This window comes from Microbacterium sp. EST19A (assembly GCF_019969685.1).
Lineage (GTDB): Bacteria > Actinomycetota > Actinomycetes > Actinomycetales > Microbacteriaceae > Microbacterium.
Window position 1 is genome coordinate 379,468 of sequence record NZ_JAHXYZ010000002.1, and the last position, 24,902, is coordinate 404,369.

Below are 24,902 nucleotides of genomic sequence, written 5' to 3' on the forward strand. Positions count from 1 at the left end.
ACCCTGCCCCGCGCCGGTCAACTCGACCTGGGATAGCGTGGGACGGTGACCGACGCCCCCATCGCAGACCGCCGCTCGTCCACCCGCACCCACCACGGAGACACCTTCGACGATCCGTACGAGTGGCTGCGCGCGAAGGACTCCACCGAGGTCATCGCGCATCTCGAGGCCGAGAACGCCTACACCGAGGCGGAGACCGCGCACCTCGACGCACTTCGCGAGACCCTGTTCCAGGAGATCAAGGGCAGGGTCCAGGAGACCGACCTCTCGGTGCCGACACGACGCGGCGACTGGTGGTACTACAGCCGCACCGAGGAAGGTGCGCAGTACGGCATCCACTGCCGCGCCGCGGCTGCGCCCGACGACTGGACTCCCCCGCGCCTCGAGCCCGGTGTTCCGGTGCCCGGAGAGATCGTCCTGCTCGACGGCAACGCCGAGGCGGAGGGCCACGAGTTCTTCTCGCTCGGCGCGTTCGACACCTCGGACGACGCGACGAAGCTGCTGTGGTCGACCGACTTCGAGGGCGATGAGCTCTACACGGTGCGGGTCCGCGACCTGACGACGGGTGAGAACCTCGCCGACGAGATCCCGAACACCGGCGGTGCGTTCTTCACGCCCGACGGGACCGGGATCCTCTACACGACCCGCGACGAGGCCTGGCGGCCCGACACCCTGTGGCTGCATCGCCTCGGCACCCCCGTCGCCGACGACGTCACGCTGTTCCACGAGCCCGATGAGAAGTTCTGGCTCGGCGCCGGCATCACGCGCAGTCGTCGCTACCTGGTGATCGGCGTCGGTTCGAGCATCACGAGCGAGGAATACCTCGTCGACCTGACGGGCGAGCTCACCGCCGAGCCCCGCGTCGTCTGGCCCCGCCGCGAGGGCGTCGAGTACTCGATCGAGCACGCCGTCGTCGATGGCGAGGACCGTCTGCTGATACTGCACAACGACGACGCCCTCGATTTCGAGCTCGTGTCGGTGGCGGCATCCGACCCGCAGGGCGCGCGTCATGTGATCCTGGCGCACGAGCCCGGCCGACGCCTTCTCGGGACCGACGCCTTCCGCGACTTCGCGACCGTCGAGTACCGCAGCGAGGGCTTGGAGCGCGTCGGGCTGCTCGACTACGCCACCGATGCCGTGGAGGAGATCTCCTTCGACGAGCCGCTGTACTCCGCCGGAGTCAGTGGCAACCCCGAATGGCACTCGCCCTACCTGCGGTTGGGATACACGTCGTTCGTGACTCCGGGAACGGTGTACGAGCTCGACCTCGCCTCGCGCGAGCTGCTCCTGCGCAAGCAGGTCACCGTCCTCGGCGGCTACGACCCGAAGGAGTACGGCCAGCGCCGGGAATGGGCCCGCGCGTCCGACGGCACGCAGGTGCCGATCTCGCTCGTCTGGAAGCGCTCGTTCGGCGACCCCGGAGTGGAACCGCGACCTGTGCACCTGTACGGATACGGCTCCTACGAGCACTCGATCGATCCTGGCTTCTCCGTCGCACGCCTGTCGGAACTCGACCGCGGCGTCGTCTTCGCGGTCGCGCATGTACGCGGCGGCGGCGAGATGGGACGCCAGTGGTACGAAGAGGGCAAGCTGCTGCACAAGCGCAACACCTTCACCGACTTCGTCTCCTGCGGCGAGCATCTGGTGTCTTCCGGCGTGACCACGCCGAAGCAGCTGGTCGCGGAGGGCGGGAGCGCCGGTGGGCTGCTGATGGGAGCGGTCGCGAATCTCGCGCCGGAGCTGTTCGCCGGCATCCTCGCGGCGGTGCCGTTCGTCGACGCGCTGACGACGATCCTCGACCCGTCCCTCCCGCTGACCGTGGTCGAGTGGGACGAGTGGGGCGACCCGCTGCACGACGCCGACGTCTACGCGTACATGAAGTCCTACACGCCGTACGAGAACGTGCGCGAGGGCGTCGCGTACCCCCGCATCCTCGCGATGACGTCGCTCAACGACAGCCGCGTGCTGTACGTGGAGCCCGCGAAGTGGGTCGCACGGCTGCGCGAGGCCGGAGCGTCCGACGTGCTCCTGAAGTGCGAGATGGTCGCCGGCCACGGCGGGGTCAGCGGACGCTACAACTCCTGGAAGGAGCGCGCGTTCGAACTCGCGTGGCTTCTCGACACGCTCGGTCTCGCGGAGGCGTGATCCGGGCCGAGCGCTCAGGGGCACGCGGGATCAGGCAGACGCGCGGAATCAGGCAGATCGTCGACCGATTGGCCTGATTCCGCGTGATCGCCTGATTCCACGTCACGCACTGTCGCTGCACGGAAGGACAGGAGGGCCGTCTATCCCCCGATGGTGAGCCCCGGGGAACACGGGATGGGCCCAACGCCGCACACTTGTCCCGTGCAGAAGACGACTGTCGAAGACTGGGTGCGTCAGAGCGGCGGAGCGGTCCATGTCTCCCAGCTTCGAACGGCCGGTTTCACCGAGCACAGGGTGCGCTGCGCGGTTCAGGCAGGGCTGCTCCGTCGCGTCCGGCGCTCCTGGCTCGTCACCGTCGACTGCGACAGACGTCGGGTGCTGGCGGCGTCCGTCGGCGGGCGCGCCACGTGCGCGAGTGCAGCGGGCCTGCTCGGGCTCTGGGATGTCGAGACGGATGCCGTGCACGTCGCGCTTCCACACACCGCTTCCCGGTTCGACGCCGCAGGCATCCGGATCCACCGTGGTCGCGGTCCGGTCCCGGTGCATCCCCGGTCGGCCGAGGAACCGGTCCTCAACGTGCTCTTCCACGTCGCTCGCTGCCTTCCGGCGCCCGACGCGCTGGCGGTGTGGGAATCGGCGGTTCAACGGGATGTCGTGGATCTCGACGAGCTCGAGCGCGTCAACTGGCGCTCTACTGCGGCCGCGCAGATCGCGTCCCTGGTAGGCACCAGATCGGACTCCGGCCCGGAGACCGTATTCGTCGAGCGGATGCGGGCGATCGGCGTCGCCGTCCGTCAACAGGTCTGGATCGACGGGCACCCGCTGGACGGTCTGATCGGCGATCGTCTCGGCGTGCAGATCGACGGGTACGCGCATCACAGCGCCGCCAAGGATCGCCGTCGTGATCTGCGAGCGGACGCACGACTCGTCCTGCGCGGCTACACCATCTTGCGGTTCGACTATCACCAGTTGATGCGCGACCGTACGCATGTCGAGCACACCGTTCGCACGGCGATGGCACAGGGCCTGCACCACATCCGATCGCGCCGATGAGGCAGCACGCGGAATCAGGCAGACGCGCGGAATCAGGCAGGTTGTCGACCGATCGGCCTGATTCCGCGTGATCGCCTGATCCGGCGTGTCTCGCGGAGGCGTGATCCGGGCCGAGCCCGCTCAGCCGAAGAGCGCCGCGGCCTCGTCGTAGCGGTAGCGCGGCACCGTGTTGAGCTCGCCGAGAGCGTCGGCGAACGGGACGCGCACGATGTCGGTGCCGTGCATGGCCACCATCTGCCCCCAGGCGCCCTCGACGATCGCGTCGGCGGCGTGCAGCCCGAGGCGCGTCGCGAGGACGCGGTCGAAGGCCGACGGCGAACCGCCGCGCTGGATGTGGCCGAGGATGGTGGCGCGCGTCTCGATGCCGGTGATGCGCTCGATGGCGGGGGCGATCTGGTCGCCGATGCCGCCCAGACGCGGTCGGTTGAACGCGTCGAGGCCCTTGTCGCTGTACGCCTCGTCCATGCCGAGGAGCTTGAAGCCCTCGGAGACGACGACCAGCGGTGCGCGACCTCGATCGTGCGCGCTCGTGACGAGGGCGGTGATGTCGTCGATCGACATGGGCACCTCGGGGATGCAGATGACGTGTGCACCGGCGGCCATACCGGCGTGCAGCGCGATCCAGCCCACGTGGCGGCCCATGACCTCGGCCACCATGCAGCGCTGGTGCGAATCGCCGGTGGTGCGCAGCCGGTCCATGGCGTCGGTCGCGATGTTCACGGCCGTGTCGAAGCCGAACGAGTAGTCCGTGGCCTGGAGGTCGTTGTCGATCGTCTTGGGGACGCCGATCACCTTGATGCCGTCCTTCGACAACCGGTCGGCAGCCGCGAGCGTGCCTTCGCCGCCGATCGCGATGATGCCGTCGATCTTGTGCCCGTACAGGGTCTTGGCGATGTTCTCCGCTCCCCCGCGCTCCCCTTCGTAGGGGTTGGTGCGGCTGGTCCCGAGGATCGTGCCGCCGACCTTCGACAGTCCCTTGACCTCGTGTCGCGTGAGCGGCATGAAGTCGCCGTCGACGAGACCGCGCCATCCGTCGCGGATGCCGACGAACTCCAGATCGTACGTGGTGGTGCCCTTGAGCACGATGCCGCGGATGACCGCGTTGAGGCCGGGGCAGTCGCCGCCGCTCGTCAGGATGCCGATCTTCATGCTGGTGCCTTCAGACGTTCGGTGAAAGGGGGAATGGCGACGCTGCCTGCGATCGACACTAGCGCCCCGGCGCGGTCAGGCGCCATTCGGCGGAGATGAAAACCCGCGATCTTGACACGCGTGAGACCCAGCATCCGAGATCTTCACGACGGAACGCGACCGAAGCCGGAATTCCGCGTTAAGAACCGACGTTCTTCACCCTTATGCGGCGCCGAGCGCCTGCCGCAGCAGATGCATCAGCGCGGCCAGCTGCACCGGCTCCGCGGCGGTGTCGTCGATCGCCTCGCCGTCGAGCGCACGGGCAGCGAGCCCCTGCTTCTGGTCGATGAGCTCGGCGATCTTCGTGTCGATCGTGTGCGCGGCGATGATCCGCCATGCCGTGACCGGCTCGTCCTGACCGATGCGGTGCACGCGGTCGATCGCCTGCGTCTGCTCGGCCGCCGTCCACGACAGCTCGGCCAGCACGACGTTCGACGCCGCCTGCATGTTGAGACCGACGCCTGCCGCGGTGAGAGAGCAGACCGCGATGCCGACCTCGGGATCGCCGTTGAAGTCGTCGATCGCCTGCTGGCGCACCGTCGAGGTCTGGTCGCCTCGGATCGAGACCGAGCGGATGCCGGCGGCGGCGAAGTGCGCCTCCGCCTGATCCATCACGTCGATGTGCTTCGCGAAGAACACGACCTTGCCGACCGACCGCTGCAGCTGAGCGGCGTAGTCGGCGGCCAGCTGGGCCTTCGCCTGGCCGATGCGACGGACCATGGTGAAGACGTTGTCTCCCCCGGTGCCTGCGGCCTTCGACTCCTCGAGCTCGTTCTGCGCGACGAGACGCACGATGTCCTCGTCGATCTCTCCGGGCGCGAGGCCGCGGTCGCCGCGGGCCTCGATGATCCGGCGGTACCGTGCGGCGAGCCGCTCCCCCAGTTCGCGTTCGGCCTGACGGATGCTGCGCCCGAACTCGTCGTCGAGCTGCACCGGCAGGTCGGCGATCAGCTTGTCCGGGAGGTCGGCCGCGACGTCCTTCTTCTTGCGGCGGACGATGCCCATGGAGATCACGGCATCCCGCGCCTCCGGGTAGAACGCCTTGTCGGCGGGGGTGAATCCGGTGGCGTCGAGCTTCTCCATCAGCTCGGGGCCGGGCTTCTCGCCGGTCGTCCAGCCGAGGAAGCGCCAGATCGCGTCGAAGTCCTCGACGTCGTTGATCAGCGGCGTTCCGGTGAGGGCGAGCATCAGAGGGTCGCCGCCCGGCGTGCGCTCCCGAACCCGAGAGGCGAGGGAAAGCACGTTCTGCGACCGCTGCGAGGAGAGGTTCTTGATGAAGTGCGCCTCGTCGACGACCATGCCGCGGAGTCCGATCGACCCGAGCCACGACAGGTGACGGTCGAGGATCTCGTAGTTGACGATGAAGATGTCGGCGAAGGCGTCGATGTCGGTGCCGTCGCCCTGGATGACCGTGGCACGACGCTGCGGCGTCCAGCGCTCGACCTCGCGGGCCCAGTTCATCTTCACGACGTTCGGCACGACCGCGAGAAGCGGGTACGCACCGGCGACGGATGCGGCGAGCAGCGACTGCGCCGTCTTGCCGAGGCCCGGCTCGTCGGCCAGCAGGAAGCTGCGGTGGCCGGCACGCACGGCTTCGAGGAAGCGGGACTGGTGCACCATGACCTCGAGGCCCTTGGGCGAGAGGTGATCGTACTCCGGAGCCGGAGGCAGCTCCATCGTGGCGGCGGAACCGCCGGCGCCCGTCTCGAACGCCTTGTACAGCGGACCCATCAGCTCCCAGCCGTCGAGGCGGCGACGCGGCGTCGAGGTGCTGCGGGGCGTCAGGTCGGGGGCGAGGAACGGGTTGGCCAGCTGGCGCGACTCGACCGACGGCGGCGTGACCTGCCGCTCGGCGATGGCCGCGGGGACAGACGAGATCTGCACGGGGGCGGCATCCGCGATGATGAGCTCTTCCGGTGCCAGCTCGGCGCCGGACTCGAGCAGCCAGTCGCGGCGCATCCGCTTGGCGACCGGCGACGTCGCCTGGTCGGCCTCGAGGAGCTGGATGAGCGACGTGTCGCGTGCCGCGGTCTTCGCGAGGATGGTCGCCACGCCGTCGAGGCGCTTGAGCAGCTCCGCGCGTGCGGGATCGCCGATCTCGGCATCCGCCTTCACCCTGGCGCGCTCCTCGCGCACCAGGAAGGCGATCACCTGGAACTTGACGCGATTCGTCGGGCCGAGCTTCCCCCGCTGCGACTTCGCCTCGATCTCGCGCACTTTGCGCGCGAGGATCGGGATGAGGGGGGCCTCGTCGTCTCGACGGGACGTCTTCTTGCGCCGCGTGGCGGTTGCCGTGGTCGGCATGCTCCTCCTGAGCGTGAAGGCTCCGGCATCCTCATGAAGCCGCGAGCCGTTCTCGATGTCCGCGTGTGGCGTGAGCCAGGACCGTACGAACAGTGATTCCGGTTCCCTCCGATGCACGCCGTACGCGTGAGGATCGGTGAGAACCTCTGTCCAGTCTATGCCATCCCGCCGCGACGACGGAGACTTTCCTCGTCGTCGCGCGTCATGGAGTCAGTCTGCGACGTCGGCGAGCACACGCCGCGCATCGGCGACGTCGACGCCGATCTGCTCCGACAGCTTCTCGATGCCCTCGTACGCGACCATGCCGCGCAGTCGCTCGACGAACTCCACCGACACGTCGTGACCGTAGAGGTCGAGTCCGGTCTCGTCGAGCACATGCGCCTCGACCTGGCGCTCGAGAACGTCGTCGAAGGTCGGGTTGGTGCCGACCGAGATGGCCGACGGATGCCGGATGCCGGTGTCGTGGTCGACGAGCCATCCGGCGTACACGCCGTCGGCCGGAACGAACGCGTCGACGATCGTCGAGAGGTTCGCGGTGGGGAATCCGAGCTCCCTGCCGCGCTTGAGGCCGTGCACGACCACGCCCCGCACATCGGGGTTCCGGCCCAGGACGCGGGCGGCCTCGGCGACATCACCGGCGACGAGCAGCTCACGGATCCACGTGGAGGAGACACGACGTGGCGAGCCCGGCAGGAACACGTCATCGACGACCTCGACGGTGAAGCCGTGCAGCGGCCCCAGCTCTCGGAGCAGCGCAGGCGTCCCCGCCCCGCCGCGGCCGAACCGGAAGTCCTGCCCGACGAGCACCTCGGAGACCTTGAGCGCGTTCACGAGGATGTCGACCACGAAGTCCTCGGCGCTGCGCGCGGCGAGCTCTTCGTCGAAGGTGAGCACGAGCGTCGCGTCGAGACCGAGCTCGCCGAGGAGCTCCAGCTTGCGCTCGACCGTCACCACGTTCTCCGGGCAGCGGTCTGGGCGCAGGACGGCCAGGGGGTTCCGGTCGAAGGTCACCGCGACCGACCGGCTTCCCGACGCGGCGGCGGCCTCGTTCAGTCGCTCGATGACGGCACGATGCCCGGCGTGGACGCCGTCGAACTTGCCGATGGCGACCGCACTGGGACCGAAGTCGTCCGGCACCTCGGCGGGGCTGCGGAAGACGATCACGCGTCGACTCCGAGAGGAACGGGGGCGCGCGACGGCCGGTGCGTGCGAAGCCACCAGATGCCGAAGACCGGGAGCACCAGAGGGATGAAGAGGTAGCCGCGGCCGAACAGGGACCACACGGTCTCATGCTGGAACAGCGCGGGCAGAACGATGCTGAGCAGACCCACGACGATCACGCCGGTGAGCTCGAAGACGATCGCGATCCAGGCGACCGTGTACCACCCGCGGCGGCGAGAGAGCACGAGCGCGAGAGTGGCCAGGATGTACACCACGGCGGCGAGTGCCGAGAGCGAGTACGCGAGCGGCGCCTCCTCGAACCGGCGGACGATCTGCACGAAGCTGCGCCCCGTGGCGGCCAGCGCCATGACGGCGTAGACGATCACGAGGACGCGACCGATTCCGGTCATCCGAGTGGAGGGGGTGGTGGTGCTCATAGCGCATTCCATCTTAGAGCCGCGCGCGGGCGCCGGACTCCGCGTGCACTTCCGGCGTCACGCGATCTGGACGGTCCAGATGACCTGCATGCGCCACAGCATGATCGCGATGGCGAGGGCGGCGACGCCGAGGATCACCGTGCTCCACCGGCTGCGCTCCATCAGCGCCCACAGCACGGCGCCGACCGGGAGCAGCGCCGCCGACACGAGGTAGACCCAGAACTCGAGGAGATCGCCCGTGGGCGGATTCCCCGTGAGCGGCGCGACGATCGCCACGACGATCTGCACGACGAGCAGTGCCTCGACGAGTGCGAGAGCACCGACGCTGAAGTCGCTCGGTCGGCGGCCCACGAATCCGGCGACGAGGCAGAACACCCCTGCCGCCACCGCCGCGACGATCTGCACGATCGTGAGCCACAGGATCATCGGGCGGCCTCCGGCATGTTCATCGCGCTCTTCAGGTCGGCGCCACGACGCTCCACGATGCCCACCAGGGAGCCGTCTTCGTCGATCGCCGCGGCGAGCGTCCCCTCCAGCCGGGGGGCCTGGTCGCTCAGTCGCTTGCCGTGACGGAGGTCGCGCGCTTCCTCGGCGGATACCGGCAACGCCGGCAGGATCCGGCTCGCGGCCTGCGCAGGCGTCAGAGTTCGGGCATCGGAGAGGTCGTCGATCCCGACGGCATCCGCGACGTCGAACGGACCCACCCGCGTGCGGCGCAGGGACGTGAGGTGACCGCCGACGCCGAGCGCGGCGCCGAGATCGCGGGCGAGCGCGCGGATGTACGTGCCGGACGAGCAGTCGACGACCACATCGAGGTCGAGGATCCCCTCGCCCTGGCGTCTCGCGACGACGTCGAAGCGCGACACGACGACGTCGCGTGCGGCGAGCACGACGTCCTCCCCCGCGCGCACCCGGTCGTACGCGCGACGTCCGTCGACCTTGATCGCCGAGACCGCGCTGGGCACCTGCGAGATCTCGCCGGTGAGCGTCGCGATGCCGATCGTGATCGCGTTTTCGGTCACCGCGTCCCAGGCATCCGGTGCGGCGCGGGTGAGGATCTCGCCGTCGGCATCGTCCGTGCCCGTGGTCTGCCCCAGACGGATCGTCGCCTCATAGGTCTTGTCGGTGCCGACGATGTACGTGAGCAGCCGAGTCGCACCCTCGATGCCGATCACCAGCAGTCCGGTGGCCATCGGGTCGAGCGTGCCGGCGTGGCCGACCTTCCTCGTGCCGAACGCGCGACGGGTGCGCGCGACGACGTCGTGGCTGGTCAGCCCTGCGGGCTTGTCGACGAGGAGGATTCCGGGCGAGACCATCCCCCCAGCCTACGATGCGGCCGTGGTGCGGCCGCGCCATCGCGAGGTCAGCCACAGACCTCGTAGGAGGGCTCGTCCCTCGTCGTCACGACCACGCTGTTCGCGACGTCCTCGCCTTCGCGGAACTGGAAGAAGACGTGACCTGCGGCGTCGCCGGCGAGCCGCATCCAGGTGCCCGCTCCGATCTCCGCCGTGCCCTGCTCCGCATCCGGGTAGGCCGCGAGCACCTCATCCGTCGTGGCTCCGACGCCGAGCCCCTCAGCGGTGCGGGGTCCATCGACGCCCGCGAGGTCTTCGGATGCCGAGTAGACGGACATCTCGGAGATGGGCTCGGTATCCGATTCGGTTCCGCGCACGAAGTACACCCCGTACGACGAGTCGGCGGCGTTCCACCATGCCGTCCACGAGCACACGTCGTCGTTCGTCCAGGTGTCCGGCAGCGCCCCGAGAGTGGCGGCGAAGTCACCGCCCAGGGTGACGGGTCCGATCCCTGCGTCGCTGATGACCCACGTCGTGGGATCGGCTGGGTCCGCCTCCGGCGTCTCCGTCGGGGTCGCGGTCGCCGTCGGAGTCGCCGTCTCGCTCGGCGACGGCTGCGGTGTCGCCGAGGCCGTGCACCCGGCGAGCAGGCCGACGGCCGCTGCAGCCGCGATCGTGACGGTCAGTCGACGCATGTCGTTCCTGTTCATCGCACTCTCCGGTTCTCAGGCGCGTGTCGCGCTCGCATAGGCTGACGTCGTGTCTGCCATCTCCTCAACCCCCGTCGAGGAGATCACGCAGCCCGTGCTCCGATGGTATCGAACCGGTGCCCGCGACCTGCCCTGGCGACGCGCGGCGTTTCACGAGGAGTTCGGCGCCTGGGGCGTTCTCGTCAGCGAGTTCATGCTGCAGCAGACCCCGGTGTCCCGGGTGATACCGCACCTGGAGGGCTGGCTGACTCGCTGGCCCACACCGACGGCGATGGCCGCGGCCTCTGCGGCGGACGTGGTGCAGCAGTGGGCGAACCTCGGCTACCCGCGCCGCGCGCTGTGGCTGCACCGTGCGGCGATCGAGGTCACGCAGCGCCATGGCGGAATCGTCCCCCGTGACGTGGATGCTCTCCTCGCCCTGTCCGGCATCGGCGACTACACCGCCCGGGCTGTCGCCGTCTTCGCCTACGGCGACCGTCATCCGGTCGTCGACACCAACACCCGGCGCGTCCTCGCCCGCGCGGTCGAAGGACGGGCGCAGCCTTCTCCGCCCTCGCGCCGGGACCTGGTGCTGATGGAGTCGCTGCTGCCGTCGACGGATGCCGATGCCGCCGCTTTCAACGCGGGAGCGATGGAACTCGGGGCCACCGTCTGCACCGCACGCTCTCCGCGCTGCGAGATCTGCCCTCTCGCCGGCTCGTGCGCGTGGCTCGCCGCAGGACGACCCGACACCGGCGACACCCAGCGGCGTCAGGCGGCGTATGAGGGCTCCGATCGGCAGGCCCGTGGCGCGGTGCTGCGCCTTCTCCGCGCAGCGGCATCAGACGGGATTCCGCTGGATGCTGTGCTGCCCGACTGGCCTGACGGTCCGCAGCGGGATCGTGCGATCGACTCGCTGATCGCCGACGGCCTCGCGGAAGCGGACGGCGAGATCCTCTCCCTGCCCCGCTGACCGGACTCCGGTCCACGCGATCAGAGGTGCTGGTTGGTGCGGTGCGCGAGCGCGGTCAGCTCGACGCGCCTGCGCACGTCGAGCTTGGTGAAGACGCGGCCGAGATGCACCTCGACCGTGCGCACCGACACGTTCAGGGCGGCGGCGATGTCTCGGTTCGCGGCACCGCCGACGGCGAGCATCGCCACCTCGACCTCACGGGCGGTCAACAGCTGCGCCCACGCATGCCGGCATGACGCCAGCGGATCCGCGATGACGGAGGCGTCGCTCTCGTCGGGGTCGAGACGGGCGACGCGGTCGCCGATCGAACGGGCCCATGCTGCCGCCCCGGCGAGCTCGAACAGATGCTGAGCGGTCAGCAGATGACCGCGGGCGAGCACGTGCTCGTCGCGGATGGCGCACTGGATGCCGAGCATGGCTTCGACCCGTGCGCGGGCGAAGGGCGAACGCAGGGTGCGAGCGGATGCGTGCACCTCGTCGCGTTCCGCTCGCCAGCGACCATCCGTCGTCGTCGCGATCCTGAGGCGCAGTTCGTGCGCGAGGAAGACCTCGGGCGGCGCGACGACAGACTGCGCGGCCCCGCCGACCTCCCAGCGGAGCGCGACCTCGTCCAGGCCGGGAACGGACAGCGTGGTCTGCGGCGCTCCGAGGTCGAGCCAGAGGCGCACCGACGACGCGGCGCCGTCGAAAGCACCGGCGAGGAAGGCCTCGATGCCCTTGTCGACGATCACGTCGATCTTGACCGCAGGCGGGAGGGCGGCCGTGAGAGCGCGCGAGACGGGTCCGAGCTCACCACGGACGGCGAGATCGAGCCGGCGGGCGAGCACGACGCCCAATCCCGCGAACGGCATCGTGATCGGCAGGTCTCGCGCGGCGGACAGCATCTTCTCGCGGGCGGGCCCGATGTCGCCGCGCCACACGAGCAGCAGCACTTCGACGACGGCCTGATAGGCCCGCACGACCGGGCTGTGCTCGAACCCCGCGACCAGAGGGTCGGTATCGGTGTCCATCGTCGCATCCGCGGCTCCCAGGACACGCAGGCCGAGGTCGATGTCGCCGTTGACGGCCGTCCGCAGAGCGCGCAGTATCCGTCCGCTGAGCGGCCCCGACCCGATGGCCTCGTCGACGTCGGACTCCCCCACCAGCAGCCAGCACAGAGCGACGGCCGGATCACGGAGCTCCCGCTCGGCGCCGACGCGAGCGGTGCCCGTGCGCAGCGCATCCAGCCACGCTCGCATGCCGGTGCGGTCGCTGCGCTCCGCGCAGAGCACGGCCGCGACGGCCGCCGCCCTGGTCCAGGAGTACCAGTCGTCGTGGTCGTCGGAGCGGGGTCGCAGGGTGTGCGGATCGACATCGGGCACCGCGCCCTGCAGGTGGGCGCGCACGGTGATCAGTCCCGCGAGCCCTTGCAGTCGGTAGCGCTCGGTGCCGTCGGGGAACAGGCTTCCGAGCCATTGCGCTGCCTCGACGGCGAATCCCGCCCCCACCGATGATGCGCCGGCCACGAGCCTCGCCTCATCGAGCTCGACGCCGACGGCATGCTCGGCCGCCTCTCGCGCCAGCAGCAGGGCACGATCCGGGTGGCCGGCCTCGGAGAGTTCGCGCGCGATGCGGGTGAGTTCGGCCGCGGCACCGGGATCCCGGTCGAGAGACGCGCGGGCGCGATGCCAGTCGGCACTCATGCGATCGCCGCGGTGGTGGAAGACCCTGCTCAGCCGTTCGTGCACGACGCCCACCACCGCGGGATCGGTGTGCGCACGGAGCCAGATCTCCAACCGGGGGTCGACGAACCGTGCGCGACCGGCGCGCATGACGAGGTGACGGCCGGCGGGTACGGCGGCAGCGATCTCGGCCGCCGTTCGACCGTCGAACTCGAGCAGCGGTTCGAGGGCATCGTCGAGGGAGACGGCCAACGCGAGGAGCAGATCCCGATCCCGCGCGGGGAGGACCAGGTCCTGGAAGACGGCCGTGATCGCCGGGACGACCGGAAGCGGGGTCGGAAGGGGGCGAAGACCGGCTCTCTGCGCCGGCCGGAGCCGCTCCACGACCTCGCCGATCGTGGGCTCGTCACCGTGCAGCTGACTGAGCAGACGCGTCAGGACATGGGGAGCACAGCTCAGCCCGCGTGCCAGGAGACCGTCGAGAAGCGCCTCGACGACGTCGGGCGCGACCGACGGGTCGCCATGCGCGTTCGAATCCTCGATGCCGATCCCCCTCAGCTCGGCGGGACACGATCCCGCAGAGCCGAGGCTAGCAAGCAGAACACGCCAATGGAGCGGGGGCCGACGTTGTATATCGGTTGCCCCTCTTCGCCGCCGGAATCCGGCGACGAAGAGCGGTCAGTCCTGCTCTTCGTCGGTGCGATAGGGGTCCGCGTCGCCGGCGTGCGATGCCGAGGACGCGAGCTTCGCGACCTCCGCGTCGCGCTCCTGCGCCTGACGCAGGAGTGCGCTGATGTGGTCGGCGTTCTCCGGGAGCGCGTCCGGGATGAACTCGAGCGTCGGCACCAGACGGGTGCTGAGCTGGCGCCCGACCTCGCTGCGCAGCATGCCGGTCGCGGACGTGAGCGCCTCACCGCTGGCGATGCGCTCCTCCTCCGTGCCCAGCACCGTGTAGAACACGGAGGCGTGCTGGAGGTCGCCGCTGACGCGGCAGTCGGTCAACGTGACGAAACCGAGGCGCGGGTCGCGCAGCCCCTTCTCGAGCCGCTCGGCGAGGATCACGCGGATCCGGTCCGCCAGACGAGCCTGTCGTTCACCAGCCATTGTTCTCTCCCTCTTCAGAAAGCCTTCGGGCGCCCTTCGTCTCGCTGCTCGCTCAGGAGCCGGAGCGAAGGACGCCCGAAGATATCGCTAATTATCAGCTACGAGGCTTCTCGACGAGCTCGGTCGTCTCGATCTCGTCACCGATCTGGATGTCGTTGAACTTGCCGAGTCCGATACCGGCCTCGTAGTCCGTGCGGACCTCGGTGACGTCGTCCTTGAAGCGGCGCAGCGACTCGATGGCGAGGCCATCGGCGATCACGACACCGTCGCGGATGACACGGGCCTTGGCGTTTCGCGTGATCGTTCCCGACCGCACGATGACACCGGCGATGTTGCCGAACTTGGAGGAGCGGAACACCTCGCGGATCTCGGCGACGCCCGACTGGACCTCTTCGTACTCCGGCTTGAGCATGCCCTTGAGCGAGCTCTCGACCTCATCGATGGCGTTGTAGATCACCGAGTAGAACCGGATGTCGACGCCTTCACGCTGAGCGCGCTCACGCGCCTTCGTGTCGGGGCGCACGTTGAAGCCCACGATGATCGCGTTGTCGATCGTCGCGAGGTTCACATCGGATTCGGTGATCGCACCGACGCCGCGGTGGATGATGCGCAGCTGCACCGAGTCATCGACCTCGATCTTGAGGAGCGACTCCTCCAGCGCCTCGACGGCACCGGAGACGTCACCCTTGATGATGAGGTTGAGCGACTCGACCTTGCCCTCCTGGAGAGCACGGGTGAAGTCCTCGAGCGAGATGCGCTTGCGGGCCTTGGCCAGCTGGGCGTTGCGCTCGACGGCCTCACGCTTCTCAGCGATCTGACGCGCCATGCGGTCTTCCTCGGTGACGATGAAGACGTCGCCGGCACGCGGCACGGAGTTGAGACCCTGCACCTGCACCGGACGCGACGGGTAGGCCTCGAGGACCGCATCGCCGTTCTCGTCCGCCATGGCACGCACACGACCGTAAGCCGTTCCGGCGACGATCGCGTCACCGATCCGGAGCGTTCCGGACTGGATCAGCACCGTCGCGATCGAACCGCGACCCTTGTCGAGCTTCGCCTCGATGGCGACACCGCGAGCGGCCTTGTTCGGGTTGGCCGTCAGGTCGAGACCGGCGTCGGCGGTGAGCAGCACGGCGTCCAGGAGTTCCTGGATTCCGGTACCGGCACGTGCCGACACGTCGACGAACATGACGTCTCCACCGAACTCCTCGGCGACCAGACCGTACTCGGTGAGCTGCTGGCGCACCTTGGACGGGTTGGCGTCGGGCTTGTCGACCTTGTTCACCGCGACCACGATCGGCACGTTCGCCGCCTGGGCGTGGTTCAGGGCCTCCACCGTCTGCGGCATGATGCCGTCGTCGGCCGCGACCACGAGGATCGCGAGGTCGGTGACCTGCGCACCACGAGCACGCATGGCGGTGAACGCCTCGTGACCCGGGGTGTCGATGAAGGTGATGGCGCGCTCGATGTTCTCGTGCTCGGTCCACACCTGGTAGGCACCGATGTGCTGCGTGATGCCGCCCGCTTCACCTTCGATGACGTTGGTCTGGCGGATGGCGTCGAGCAGTCGGGTCTTACCGTGGTCGACGTGACCCATGACGGTGACGACCGGCGGACGGATCTCGAGGTCGTCCTCGCTCTCCTCCTCGAGCTCCTGGTCGAGGTTGAGACCGAAGCCCTCGAGGAGCTCCTTGTCCTCGTCCTCGGGCGAGACCATCTGGATCTTGTAACCCAGCTCCTCACCGAGGACCTCGAACGTCGCCTCATCCAGCGACTCGGTGGCCGTGGCCATCTCGCCGAGGTTGAAGAGGATCGTGACGAGGGTTCCCGGCTGCACGGTGTAGCCGGTCAGCGTCTCGATCTTGTCGGCGAAGTCCGCGATGGACGCGCCGCGACGCATGCGGATGATCTCCCCGTTGCCACGGGTGACGTTGACGCCACCGACGACCGGGGCGCTCCGCATCTCGAATTCCTGCCGCTTCGCCCGCCGCGACTTGCGCTGCTTGCTCTTGCCGCCGCCCTTGCCGAAGGCACCTGCGGTACCTCCACCGGGACCACGGCCGCGACCGCCACCACCACCGGGACGACCGGCGAAACCGCCGCCGCCACCGGGACGAGCGCCGGGGCCACCTGCACCACCGGGGCCGCCTGCGCCACCGGGACGACCGGGGCCGCCGGGACGCTGCTGGAAGGGTGCGCCACCGGGACGACCGCCACCACCGGGGCGACCTGCACCACCGGGACGAGGCGAACCGGGACGAGGGGAACCCGGGCGCGGGGCGCCGGGACGAGGCGCCTGCGGGCGCGGGATGTTTCCGGGCGTCGGGCTCGGGCGCTGGCCCATGCCCTGCGCGGAAGCGAAGGGGTTGTTGCCCGGGCGGGGACCCGCCGGACGCTGACCCATCCCCTGCGAGGAGGAGAACGGGTTGTTGCCGGGGCGCGGGGCGCCCGGCTTGGGTGCACCGCCGTCGGCGGACTTCTCCGCGGCGGGCTCTGCAGCCGCAGCGGGAGCCTCTGCTGCCGGCGCCGGCGCGGCCGGAGCCTCGGGCTCGGGAGCCGGAGCGGGCTCGGGGGCAGGCTTCGGACCGGGCTTGGGACCCGGGGTCGGCGCCTGCTTGGCAGCGGGCTTCGCGGCGGGCTTGGCTGCAGGCGCAGCGTCTCCACCGGTCTTGAGCGAGCCGTCGGCCTCGATCGCCGCACGCAGCTTGCGCGCCACCGGCGGTTCGATGGTCGAGGACGGGCTCTTCACGAACTCGCCGAGTTCCTTGAGCTTTGCAAGAGCGACCTTGCTGTCGACGCCGAGTTCGGCGGCGATCTCGTGTACGCGTGGTTTACCAGCCACAATTCTCCTGTCTGAGTCGGTCCACCCAGACAGGGCAGACCACTAGTCGCGGACGGGTCTCATTTCGAGCCGTTCACTTTGTTTCCATAGCTGTTCAGCCTTTGTTTCTTGGTGGGTGCTGTTCGAAGGTCCGCGTGTCCAGCTGAGTGGTCACGCGCAGTGCTCGTCCGAATGCTCGGCGCCGCAGAGCGGCATCCATGCATTCCCGTGTCGGATGCAGCCACGCGCCCCTCCCCGGGAGGACAGCACGCTCATCGACGATGAGCACATTGTTCTGGGACACCACTCTGAGAAGAGCGGAGCGGGGAGCACGCGTGCGACAGCCGACGCACGTTCGTACGGGTTCCATCTTACACCTGCGTTCCACCTCGCCTCGCCTCGCACCCTGCGAGTCGAGGCGAGATGCGGGTCAGTCGTCGAGGACGCTGTCGGGCTGGATGTCGATCTTCGCTCCGGTGAGCTTGGCGGCCAGACGCGCGTTCTGACCCTCCTTGCCGATCGCGAGCGACAGCTGGTAGTCCGGCACCAGGGCGCGGACGGCCTTGGTTCCGGCGTCGAGCACGAACGCGCTCGTCACCTTGGCCGGCGACAGCGCATGGGCGACGAAGGTCGCGAGATCCGGATCGTGATCGACGATGTCGATCTTCTCCCCCGCCAGCTCCTCGGTCACGGCGCGGACGCGGCGTCCCATCTCACCGATGCAGGCGCCCTTCGCGTTGATCGACGGGTCGTTGGCCTTCACGGCGATCTTCGTGCGGTGCCCTGCCTCGCGAGCGAGCGAGACGATCTCGACCAGGCCGGCGGCGATCTCCGGCACCTCGAGGGCGAAGAGCTTGCGGACGAGTCCGGGGTGGGTGCGCGAGACCGTGATCTGCGGGCCCTTGAGGCCCTTCGCGACGCTGGTGACGTAGACGCGCAGACGCGAGCCGTGCGTGTACTCCTCACCGGGAACCTGCTCCTCGGGCGGCAGGATGGCCTCGACGGAGCCGAGATCGACGTGGATCATCCGCGGGTTCGGCCCCTGCTGGATGACACCGGCGACGATATCGCCTTCCTTGTCCTTGAAGTCGCCGAGCACGACGTCGTCCGCGATGTCACGGAGGCGCTGGCTGATGACCTGCTTCGCCGCGAAGGCCGCGATGCGACCGAAGTCGTCCGGCGTCGCGTCCTCTTCGCCGATGATGGCGCCCTCTTCGTCCTTGACGACCTGCAGCACGGCGACGTGGCCGGACTTGCGGTCGAGCTCCACGCGCACTCCCTCGGGCGTGGCGCCGTCGGCGGCGACGTGCTTGGAGTACGCGGTCAGGATCGCCTGCTCGATGATCGAGACGAGCTCCTCGAAGGGAATCGCCTTCTCCTTCTCGATCCCTCGCAGCAGACTCAGTTCGATGTCCATGACGGCCTCCCTATTCAGCTCTCGTCGCGCCTGTTCGCACGCGCGACATCCGTACCACGATACCCTGTGCCCACCGCCTGTTGCCACGGCGGCAGCCGCGCGGATGCGGCCACGACGTCGCAGGAGGACCACGTGAACACGTTCGACACCATCGTGATCGGAGCAGGGATGTCGGGCGTCACGACCGCCCGGATGCTGGCCGACGCAGGACAGCGCGTCGTGGTGCTCGAGGGACGTGACCGCATCGGCGGACGGATGAACTCCGATCGTCAGTCGGGATTCTCCGTCGACCGCGGGGCCTCGTGGGTCCATGGCATCGACGACTCCGCCCTCTGGGAGCTCGTCCAGGCGCTCGGCATCCCGACGCTCGAGTACACCGTAGGCAGCTTCCAGGTGGGCGGGCGACCGATCGAGAACTTCGACGGCGACGGCCGGCCGATGGATGCCGCGGCCACCACGCAGTGGATCGCTGACGTCGAGGAGGCCGACCGTCTGCTCGTCGAGGAGATCGCCGCGTCCTCCCCCGGTGACACCTACCTCGACGTGACCGAGCGCGCGCTCGATCGCTCCGGCCTCGAGCCCGAGCGCATCGACGAGATCCGCGAGTTCTTCCGCCACCGTGTCGAGGAGCAGTGCGGCGCCTGGATCGGCGACCTCGACGCGCACGGGCTCGACGAGGATGCGATCGACGGCGACGAGGTCATCTTCCCCGGCGGCTACGACGAGATCCCGCATCGCGTCGCCGCAGGGCTCGACGTGCGCCTCGAGCACATCGTCACCCGGGTGGCGCGCTCGGATGCCGGCGTCGTGGTCAGCACCGACGACGCCGAGTTCACGGCCGATCGCGCCGTGGTCACCGTGCCGCTCGGCGTGCTCAAGGCCGGGTCGATCGCGTTCGAGCCCGCGCTGCCCGAGGCGGTGGCGGGGCCCGTCGACCGTCTCGGCATGGGCGTGTTCAACAAGATCTTCATCCAGTTCCCCGAGCGGTTCTGGAACGAGGAGAGCTATGTGCTGCGCGCCCTGGGCGAGGCCGGCGAGCACTGGCACTCCTGGTACGACGTGTCCGCGGTGAGCGGCATCCCGACGCTGCTGACGTTCGCTGCGGGCCCGTTCGGCCGCCACATGCAGGAGCTCGCAGACGAGGAGGTCGTCGCCGATGTGGTCCGCGCGCTGCGCGCGCTGTACGGCGACGCGGTCGGCGAGCCCCAGGCGCACTGGATCACCCACTGGGGTGAGGACCGGTTCTCCGTGGGGTCCTACTCGCATCTGGCGGTCGGCTCATCGCATCATGATCACGACGAGCTCGCAGGCCCGGTCGACGGCGTGCTGCACTTCGCGGGCGAGGCCACCTGGGGCGATGAGCCCGCGACGGTCGGCGCGGCGTACTACTCCGGGCACCGCGCAGCGGAGCGCATTCTCGGGCGTTCGGTCGACCTCGGCGAGTTCGCCGCCGGGATCACTGCGCGCGAGCAGACGGCAGGTCGTTGATCGCGCGGATCAGCCGGAACAGGTTTCCGACCTGGCGCTGATCCAGATGCAGCATGATTCGCGGCAGGTGCAGCACATCCTCATCGGCCACCTCGGGCTGGCGGGGAGCCGTCCGCGTGATCCGACCGGAAGCGAGCATCGGCGCGAACTGCTCGTTCAGCGTGTCGATCTCGGCATCCGTCGGCTCGGTGCGCAACCGGAGCACGAGGGAGTCCCCCACCCAGCGCAGCGAATCGTAGTTGCTCCAGAATCCGGCGATCTCCGCACGTGCGGAGTCGACGGAATCCGTGATGACGACGCGATCGAAATCGCCGCTCGAGATCACGCCCATCGGCTCGAGGCTCTCGTCGATGAAGCGCCGCATGTTCTGCCAGAAGGTGCCGCCGGGCTGATCGAGCAGCACGATCGGCGTCGGCTCGGCCTTGCCGGTCTGCTGCAGAGTGAGCAGCTCGAACATCTCGTCGAGCGTGCCGAAGCCGCCGGGCAGGCAGATGAAGGCCGAGGACTCCTTGATGAGCATCAGCTTGCGGGTGAAGAAGTACTTCATCGCGACGACGTGGTCCTGCCCGGAGACGAGACCGTGCGCCTTCTCCTCGAAGGGCAGGCGGATCGAGACGCCGAGCGACAACGCCGGGCCCGCCCCCTCTGCGGCGGCCTGCATGATGCCGGGGCCGGCACCGGTCACGACCATCCATCCGTCCGCCGCGAGGGCAGCGGCGACGTCGCGCGCCTGCAGATAGAGCGGATCGTCCTGCCGCGTGCGCGCCGAACCGAACACGGTGACCTTCGGCACGCCGCGGAACGGCGCGAACAGCCGGAATGCATCGCGCATCTCTGCGAGGGCCGCCGAGGCGATCTTGAGGTCGAGTCGATCCGCCCCGTCCTCTCCGAGCAGGATCGCCGTGCGCAGCATCCGCATGACCAGACGACGATCCGCCGTGACGCCGGCATCGTCGAGGACGGCGTTGATCTCGGCGGTCAGGGACGCGGGCAGCGGTTCGTCGGTCATGGTCGTATCGGATCAGCGGGTGAGGCGGGCGATCGCCTCGTCGACCGAGAGCGCGTCGCGCTCACCGGTGCTGCGGTCCCAGAGCTCGACCTGTCCTTCCGCCGCTCCACGACCGACGATCACGATCTTCGGCACGCCGACGAGCTCGGCGTCGCCGAACTTCACTCCGGGTGAGACCTTGGGGCGGTCGTCGTACAGCACGTCGAGACCGGCGGCCTCGAGCTGCGACGAGAACGCCTCGGCGACGTCGAAGGCGACCTGGTCGCGGCCTGCGGCGACGACCTGCACGTCGAACGGGGCCACGGATGCCGGCCAGATGAGGCCCTTGTCGTCGTTGTTGAGCTCGGCGATGATCGCGAGGATGCGGGTCACGCCGATGCCGTACGAGCCCATCGTGACGGTGACGAGCTTGCCGTTCTCGTTCAGCACCTTGAGACCGAGGGCCTCGGCGTACTTGCGGCCGAGCTGGAAGACGTGACCGATCTCCATGCCGCGCGCGAGCTCGACGGGGCCGGAACCGTCGGGCGCCGGGTCGCCGGCGCGCACGTTCGCGATCTCGACGATGCCGTCGGCGAAGAAGTCGCGTCCGGCGACGACCGAGTGCGCGTGCTTCTGATCGACGTTCGCGCCGGTGATCCAGCTCGTGCCCTCGCTCACGCGGGGGTCGACGAGATATCGGATGCCGGTGGCCGACTCCTCGCCCAGGAAGGCGCCCGTGGCCGACCAGGGACCGATGTAGCCCTTGACGAGCAGAGGGTTGTTCTCGAAGTCGTCTGCCGTGGCGGTCTCGACCTCAGCGGGAGCGAACGCCACCTCGGCGCGCTTCTCGTCGACGTCGCGGTCGCCGGGGATGCCGACGACGACGAGCTCGCGGGTGCCGTCGAGGTGGGTCAGAGCGAGCACGACGTTCTTCAGCGTGTCGGCGGCGGTGTAGTCGCCGTCGAGGTGCGCATTGCTGTGCGCGACGAGGGTCTCGATCGTCGGTGTGTCGGGCGAGTCGAAGATCACGGGCTGAGCCGCGTCGTCGAAGGGGACCGCGTCCGGGGCGGCCGTGGTGAACGCCTCGACGTTGGCCGCGTATCCACCCGCACTGCGGACGAACGTGTCCTCGCCGACCGGGGTCGGGTGCAGGAACTCCTCGCTGCGGGAGCCGCCCATCGCCCCGGCATCCGCCTGCACGATGACGTATTCGAGACCGAGGCGCTGGAAGATGCGCTCGTAGGCGTCGCGCTGCGCCTGGTAGCTCTCGTCGAGCCCCTCGTCGGATGCGTCGAACGAGTACGCGTCCTTCATCGTGAACTCGCGGCCGCGGAGGAGACCTGCGCGGGGGCGGGCCTCGTCGCGATACTTGTCCTGGATCTGGTAGATCGTCAGCGGAAGGTCCTTGTACGAGGAGTACAGATCCTTGACGAGCAGGGTGAAGGCCTCTTCGTGCGTGGGCGCGAGGAGGTAGTCGCCGCCCTTGCGGTCCTGCAGGCGGAAGAGCAGGTCGCCGTACTCCTCCCAGCGTCCCGTCGCCTCGTACGCCTCCCGCGGCATCAGCGCCGGGAAGTGCACCTCCTGCGCGCCGGCTTCGGCCATCTCCTCGCGGACGACGGTCTCGATCTTCGCCTTGACGCGCAGCCCGAGTGGCAGCCACGCGAAGATGCCGGCCGCCTGCGGTCGGATGTACCCGGCCCGGATCAGCAGCTTGTGGCTGGCGACCTCTGCACCGGCAGGGTCTTCGCGGAGCGTACGGAGGAAGAATTTCGAAAGACGAGTGACCACGCCCCAAGTCTAGAGGCGCAGTCACTCGTCTTTCTTCGACGATGTCAGTTGAGCGCAGGCAGTCCGGAGGGGACCACGCCGCCGCCGTACAGGCTGACGGCGAGCTCCTGCAGCGCCGTCAGGGCGACACGCTGCGGCAGCGGGCCGTAGGAGATGCGCGCGACGCCGAGCTTCTCGTAGTCGGAAGCCGCGAGAGCGCCGGGGACGCCGATCACGCTGATCTTGCGCTCCCCGATGCCCTCGACGAGCTGACGGGCGACGTTGGCGTCGAGGAGGCCCGGGATGAAGACCGAGGTGGCTCCGGCGTCGAGGTAGGCGCGACCACGCTGGATCGCGTCGGCGACGCTCTCCTGGACCGGCCGGTGGCCGGCGCGCACGAACGCGTCGGTGCGGGCGTTGAGCGCGAAGGGCACGCCCTCGGCTTCGGCGGCCTTGACGATCGCCTCCACCGCGGCGACGGACTCGTCGAACGGCTTGAGACGGTCCTCGACGTTCGCGCCGACGACGCCGACGCCGATGGCGAGCCGGGTGGTCTCCCCCGCGTCTCCGTATCCGTCATCGAGATCGGCGGTGACGGGGACCTGGACGGACGCCGCGATGCGCCCGACCATGTCGATCATGAGGTCGCGTGGCGTCGTGCCGTCTTCGTAGCCGAACGACGCGGCGATGCCGTGTCCGGCGGTCGCGATCGCCTTCGTCTCGGGGAGTGCCGCGACGGCACGCGCGCCGACGACGTCCCACACGTTCACGACGCGGAGGATCTCCGGGGCGTCATAGAGTCCGACAAGGGTCTGGGCCTTGGCTGCAGTGGTCATGCCTCCACGCTAACGCGGGTCGGGCGGCGGGGGTTCGCAGAACGTCACGAACTTCACAGAGAACCTGTCGAATCCCCGCGAAGTCCGTGCTGTTCTGCGAAGTTCGTGTCGTCGCGCGCTCGACCTAGTGTGGAGACATGCCTCAGCGCCGATCGCACGTCGCCCCTTCCGCCGCACAGACCGAGCTCGCATCCGCGCTGGCAGCCCTGCGGGAATCTTTGGAGGCGCCGACCGAGTTCCCCGGCGACGTGCTCGCCGAGGCAGAAGCCGCGACCGCCCCGCAGCCCGACCTCGATCTGCGCGACATACCGTTCGCCACGCTCGATCCCGCCGGCTCCCGTGACCTGGACCAGGCGTTCCACCTCGAGCGCGACGGCTCCGGATACACGGTCCGCTACGCGATAGCCGACGTCCCGGGTTTCGTCGCTCCCGGCGGGGCGGTGGATGCCGAGGCACGCCGCCGCGGCCAGACGCTGTACGCCGCGGACGGCCGGATCCCGCTGCATCCCGCCGTGCTCAGCGAGGACCGCGCCTCCCTCCTCGCCGACGTCGATCGGCCCGCTCTCGTGTGGTCGTTCTCTCTGGATGCCGAGGGCGCCGTCTCCGCGTTCCGTCTGGAGCGCGCCCTGATCAGGTCACGAGCGCAGCTCGACTACGTGACGACGCAGCAGTCGCTCGACCGCGGCGAGACCGGCCCGGCTTCGCTGCTGCGCGAGATCGGCGGCCTGCGCATCGAGCAGGAGCGCCTCCGCGGAGGCGCGAGCCTGAACCTGCCCGATGAAGAGGTCCTCCGTGCGTCGGACGGCACCTATGACATCGAGCGGTCGAGCCCGCTCCCGGTCGAGGAATGGAACGCTCAGCTGTCCCTGATGACCGGCATGGCCGCCGCATCCCTCATGCTCGACGCCGGCGTCGGGATCCTCCGCACCATGCCGAGACCCGACGAACAGGCGTTCGAGACGTTCCGCCACCAGACGGAGGCCCTCGGGCGTCCCTGGACGACCGGAGACTACGGCGAGTACCTCCGCGCGCTCGACCGGACCGACCCGCTGACCCTGCCCGTGCTCCAGGCGGCCGCGACCCTTTTCCGCGGCGCCGGCTACGTCACCTTCGACGGAGCCGCACCGAAGGACGCGATCCAGGCGGCGATCGCCGCTCCCTACGCCCACGCCACCGCGCCGCTGCGACGACTCGTGGATCGCTGGGCGCTGGCCATCTGCCTCGCCGTGTCCGAGGGCCGCGAGGTGCCGGCCTGGGCGCGCGAGTCGCTCGACCAGCTTCCCGCGCTCATGCAGGAGTCCGGTCAGCGTGCATCGCGGCTGAACTCCGCGACCGTCAACGCCGTCGAGGCGGCCCTGATGCTGCCGCTCGTCGGCACGGACATCGACGCCACCGTCATCGAACTCCGCGGCGAGCGCGCGTCGGTGCAGATCGCCGAGCCCGCCGTGACGGCGACGGCGCCGGTTTCCGCCGAGTCGAAGCCCGGCGATGTCGTCCGGCTCCGCGTCGTCCGAGCCGACATCTCCCGCGGGGAGGTCGAGTTCGAGGGTGTGACCCCCTGAGCTACGCTGACGC

Annotated in this window: 20 protein-coding genes; 5 read left to right on the top strand and 15 right to left on the bottom strand. The window is 69.3% G+C overall.

Annotated features, from left to right (window positions below; all coding sequences use genetic code 11):
* Window positions 1–45: 45 nt before the first annotated feature.
* Window positions 46–2,145, top strand: coding sequence for a S9 family peptidase (locus LC452_RS11890; protein ID WP_223625497.1), 2,100 nt, complete (start codon window positions 46–48; stop codon window positions 2,143–2,145).
* Between the two features lie 201 nt (window positions 2,146–2,346).
* Window positions 2,347–3,198, top strand: coding sequence for a DUF559 domain-containing protein (locus tag LC452_RS22085; RefSeq protein ID WP_223625500.1), 852 nt, complete (start codon window positions 2,347–2,349; stop codon window positions 3,196–3,198).
* Window positions 3,199–3,318: 120 nt separating this feature from the next.
* Here LC452_RS22085 and LC452_RS11900 read toward each other — a convergent pair whose 3' ends face one another.
* From LC452_RS11900 to LC452_RS11930, 7 genes are all read right to left on the bottom strand, one after another.
* Window positions 3,319–4,347: a 6-phosphofructokinase gene (locus LC452_RS11900; RefSeq protein ID WP_223625503.1), complete on the bottom strand. Its 1,029-nt coding sequence runs from the start codon at window positions 4,345–4,347 to the stop codon at window positions 3,319–3,321.
* A gap of 201 nt (window positions 4,348–4,548) precedes the next feature.
* Complete coding sequence (locus tag LC452_RS11905) at window positions 4,549–6,690, bottom strand: DEAD/DEAH box helicase (RefSeq protein ID WP_223625506.1); 2,142 nt, start codon at window positions 6,688–6,690, stop codon at window positions 4,549–4,551.
* A 210-nt stretch (window positions 6,691–6,900) separates the two neighbouring features.
* Window positions 6,901–7,854, bottom strand: a complete 954-nt coding sequence (locus LC452_RS11910) for a bifunctional riboflavin kinase/FAD synthetase (protein WP_223625511.1) — start codon at window positions 7,852–7,854, stop codon at window positions 6,901–6,903.
* Window positions 7,851–8,288: a hypothetical protein gene (locus LC452_RS11915; RefSeq protein ID WP_223625515.1), complete on the bottom strand. Its 438-nt coding sequence runs from the start codon at window positions 8,286–8,288 to the stop codon at window positions 7,851–7,853. The genes LC452_RS11910 and LC452_RS11915 overlap by 4 nt, the downstream gene beginning before the upstream one ends.
* Before the next feature lie 57 nt (window positions 8,289–8,345).
* Window positions 8,346–8,714, bottom strand: a complete 369-nt coding sequence (locus LC452_RS11920) for a hypothetical protein (RefSeq protein WP_223625519.1) — start codon at window positions 8,712–8,714, stop codon at window positions 8,346–8,348.
* Window positions 8,711–9,604, bottom strand: a complete 894-nt coding sequence (gene truB / locus LC452_RS11925; protein ID WP_223625521.1) for a tRNA pseudouridine(55) synthase TruB — start codon at window positions 9,602–9,604, stop codon at window positions 8,711–8,713. Before truB ends, LC452_RS11920 begins: the two co-directional genes overlap by 4 nt.
* A gap of 47 nt (window positions 9,605–9,651) precedes the next feature.
* Window positions 9,652–10,293, bottom strand: coding sequence for a hypothetical protein (locus LC452_RS11930; protein WP_223625524.1), 642 nt, complete (start codon window positions 10,291–10,293; stop codon window positions 9,652–9,654).
* Window positions 10,294–10,342: 49 nt separating this feature from the next.
* Between LC452_RS11930 and LC452_RS11935 the strand changes: the two genes are divergently transcribed.
* A complete protein-coding gene (locus tag LC452_RS11935) occupies window positions 10,343–11,245 on the top strand; it encodes an A/G-specific adenine glycosylase (protein WP_374197771.1) in 903 nt (300 codons plus the stop codon).
* Between the two features lie 20 nt (window positions 11,246–11,265).
* On the opposite strand, the gene LC452_RS22090 is transcribed toward LC452_RS11935, so the two are convergent.
* The 5 genes from LC452_RS22090 to nusA all read right to left on the bottom strand — a co-directional run bounded on the left by LC452_RS22090 (window position 11,266) and on the right by nusA (window position 18,248).
* Window positions 11,266–13,290: a helix-turn-helix transcriptional regulator gene (locus tag LC452_RS22090; protein ID WP_223625527.1), complete on the bottom strand. Its 2,025-nt coding sequence runs from the start codon at window positions 13,288–13,290 to the stop codon at window positions 11,266–11,268.
* A 294-nt stretch (window positions 13,291–13,584) separates the two neighbouring features.
* Window positions 13,585–14,010, bottom strand: a complete 426-nt coding sequence (rbfA, locus tag LC452_RS11945; protein ID WP_223625529.1) for a 30S ribosome-binding factor RbfA — start codon at window positions 14,008–14,010, stop codon at window positions 13,585–13,587.
* Between the two features lie 94 nt (window positions 14,011–14,104).
* The gene (infB, locus tag LC452_RS11950; RefSeq protein WP_223625532.1) at window positions 14,105–16,852 is read right to left on the bottom strand and encodes a translation initiation factor IF-2; all 2,748 of its coding nucleotides are present in this window, start codon (window positions 16,850–16,852) and stop codon (window positions 14,105–14,107) included.
* Window positions 16,853–16,946: 94 nt separating this feature from the next.
* Window positions 16,947–17,201, bottom strand: coding sequence for a YlxR family protein (locus tag LC452_RS11955; protein WP_223625534.1), 255 nt, complete (start codon window positions 17,199–17,201; stop codon window positions 16,947–16,949).
* Window positions 17,202–17,261: 60 nt separating this feature from the next.
* Window positions 17,262–18,248, bottom strand: coding sequence for a transcription termination factor NusA (nusA, locus tag LC452_RS11960; protein WP_116635230.1), 987 nt, complete (start codon window positions 18,246–18,248; stop codon window positions 17,262–17,264).
* 132 nt (window positions 18,249–18,380) lie between these two features.
* Here nusA and LC452_RS11965 point away from each other — a divergent pair, with 132 nt between their 5' ends.
* Window positions 18,381–19,736, top strand: coding sequence for an NAD(P)/FAD-dependent oxidoreductase (locus LC452_RS11965; protein ID WP_223625537.1), 1,356 nt, complete (start codon window positions 18,381–18,383; stop codon window positions 19,734–19,736).
* On the opposite strand, the gene LC452_RS11970 is transcribed toward LC452_RS11965, so the two are convergent.
* Genes LC452_RS11970 through LC452_RS11980 form a run of 3 tightly spaced genes read right to left on the bottom strand, consistent with a single transcriptional unit; the run spans window position 19,705 to window position 23,327 of the window.
* A complete protein-coding gene (locus LC452_RS11970) occupies window positions 19,705–20,745 on the bottom strand; it encodes a TIGR00730 family Rossman fold protein (RefSeq protein WP_223625540.1) in 1,041 nt (346 codons plus the stop codon). The two genes, LC452_RS11965 and LC452_RS11970, sit on opposite strands and share 32 nt — an antisense overlap.
* Window positions 20,746–20,757: 12 nt before the next feature.
* On the bottom strand, window positions 20,758–22,512 hold the full coding sequence (locus LC452_RS11975; RefSeq protein ID WP_223625543.1) for a proline--tRNA ligase: 1,755 nt from the start codon (window positions 22,510–22,512) through the stop codon (window positions 20,758–20,760).
* Window positions 22,513–22,556: 44 nt separating this feature from the next.
* Complete coding sequence (locus LC452_RS11980) at window positions 22,557–23,327, bottom strand: isocitrate lyase/phosphoenolpyruvate mutase family protein (RefSeq protein ID WP_223625546.1); 771 nt, start codon at window positions 23,325–23,327, stop codon at window positions 22,557–22,559.
* Window positions 23,328–23,464: 137 nt separating this feature from the next.
* Between LC452_RS11980 and LC452_RS11985 the strand changes: the two genes are divergently transcribed.
* A complete protein-coding gene (locus LC452_RS11985; RefSeq protein ID WP_223625549.1) occupies window positions 23,465–24,889 on the top strand; it encodes an RNB domain-containing ribonuclease in 1,425 nt (474 codons plus the stop codon).
* Window positions 24,890–24,902: the final 13 nt, after the last annotated feature.

Bases quoted from the DNA above. Each gene is read 5' to 3' on its own strand.
- LC452_RS11920 (WP_223625519.1), bottom strand. From the start codon at position 8,714: ATGATCCTGTGGCTCACGATCGTGCAGATCGTCGCGGCGGTGGCGGCA.
- LC452_RS11930 (WP_223625524.1), bottom strand. From the start codon at position 10,293: ATGAACAGGAACGACATGCGTCGACTGACCGTCACGATCGCGGCTGCA.
- LC452_RS11955 (WP_223625534.1), bottom strand. From the start codon at position 17,201: ATGGAACCCGTACGAACGTGCGTCGGCTGTCGCACGCGTGCTCCCCGC.
- truB (WP_223625521.1), bottom strand. From the start codon at position 9,604: ATGGTCTCGCCCGGAATCCTCCTCGTCGACAAGCCCGCAGGGCTGACC.
- LC452_RS11985 (WP_223625549.1), top strand. From the start codon at position 23,465: ATGCCTCAGCGCCGATCGCACGTCGCCCCTTCCGCCGCACAGACCGAG.
- LC452_RS11905 (WP_223625506.1), bottom strand. From the start codon at position 6,690: ATGCCGACCACGGCAACCGCCACGCGGCGCAAGAAGACGTCCCGTCGA.
- LC452_RS11900 (WP_223625503.1), bottom strand. From the start codon at position 4,347: ATGAAGATCGGCATCCTGACGAGCGGCGGCGACTGCCCCGGCCTCAAC.
- LC452_RS11980 (WP_223625546.1), bottom strand. From the start codon at position 23,327: ATGACCACTGCAGCCAAGGCCCAGACCCTTGTCGGACTCTATGACGCC.
- LC452_RS11915 (WP_223625515.1), bottom strand. From the start codon at position 8,288: ATGAGCACCACCACCCCCTCCACTCGGATGACCGGAATCGGTCGCGTC.
- rbfA (WP_223625529.1), bottom strand. From the start codon at position 14,010: ATGGCTGGTGAACGACAGGCTCGTCTGGCGGACCGGATCCGCGTGATC.
- nusA (WP_116635230.1), bottom strand. From the start codon at position 18,248: ATGGACATCGAACTGAGTCTGCTGCGAGGGATCGAGAAGGAGAAGGCG.
- LC452_RS11970 (WP_223625540.1), bottom strand. From the start codon at position 20,745: ATGACCGACGAACCGCTGCCCGCGTCCCTGACCGCCGAGATCAACGCC.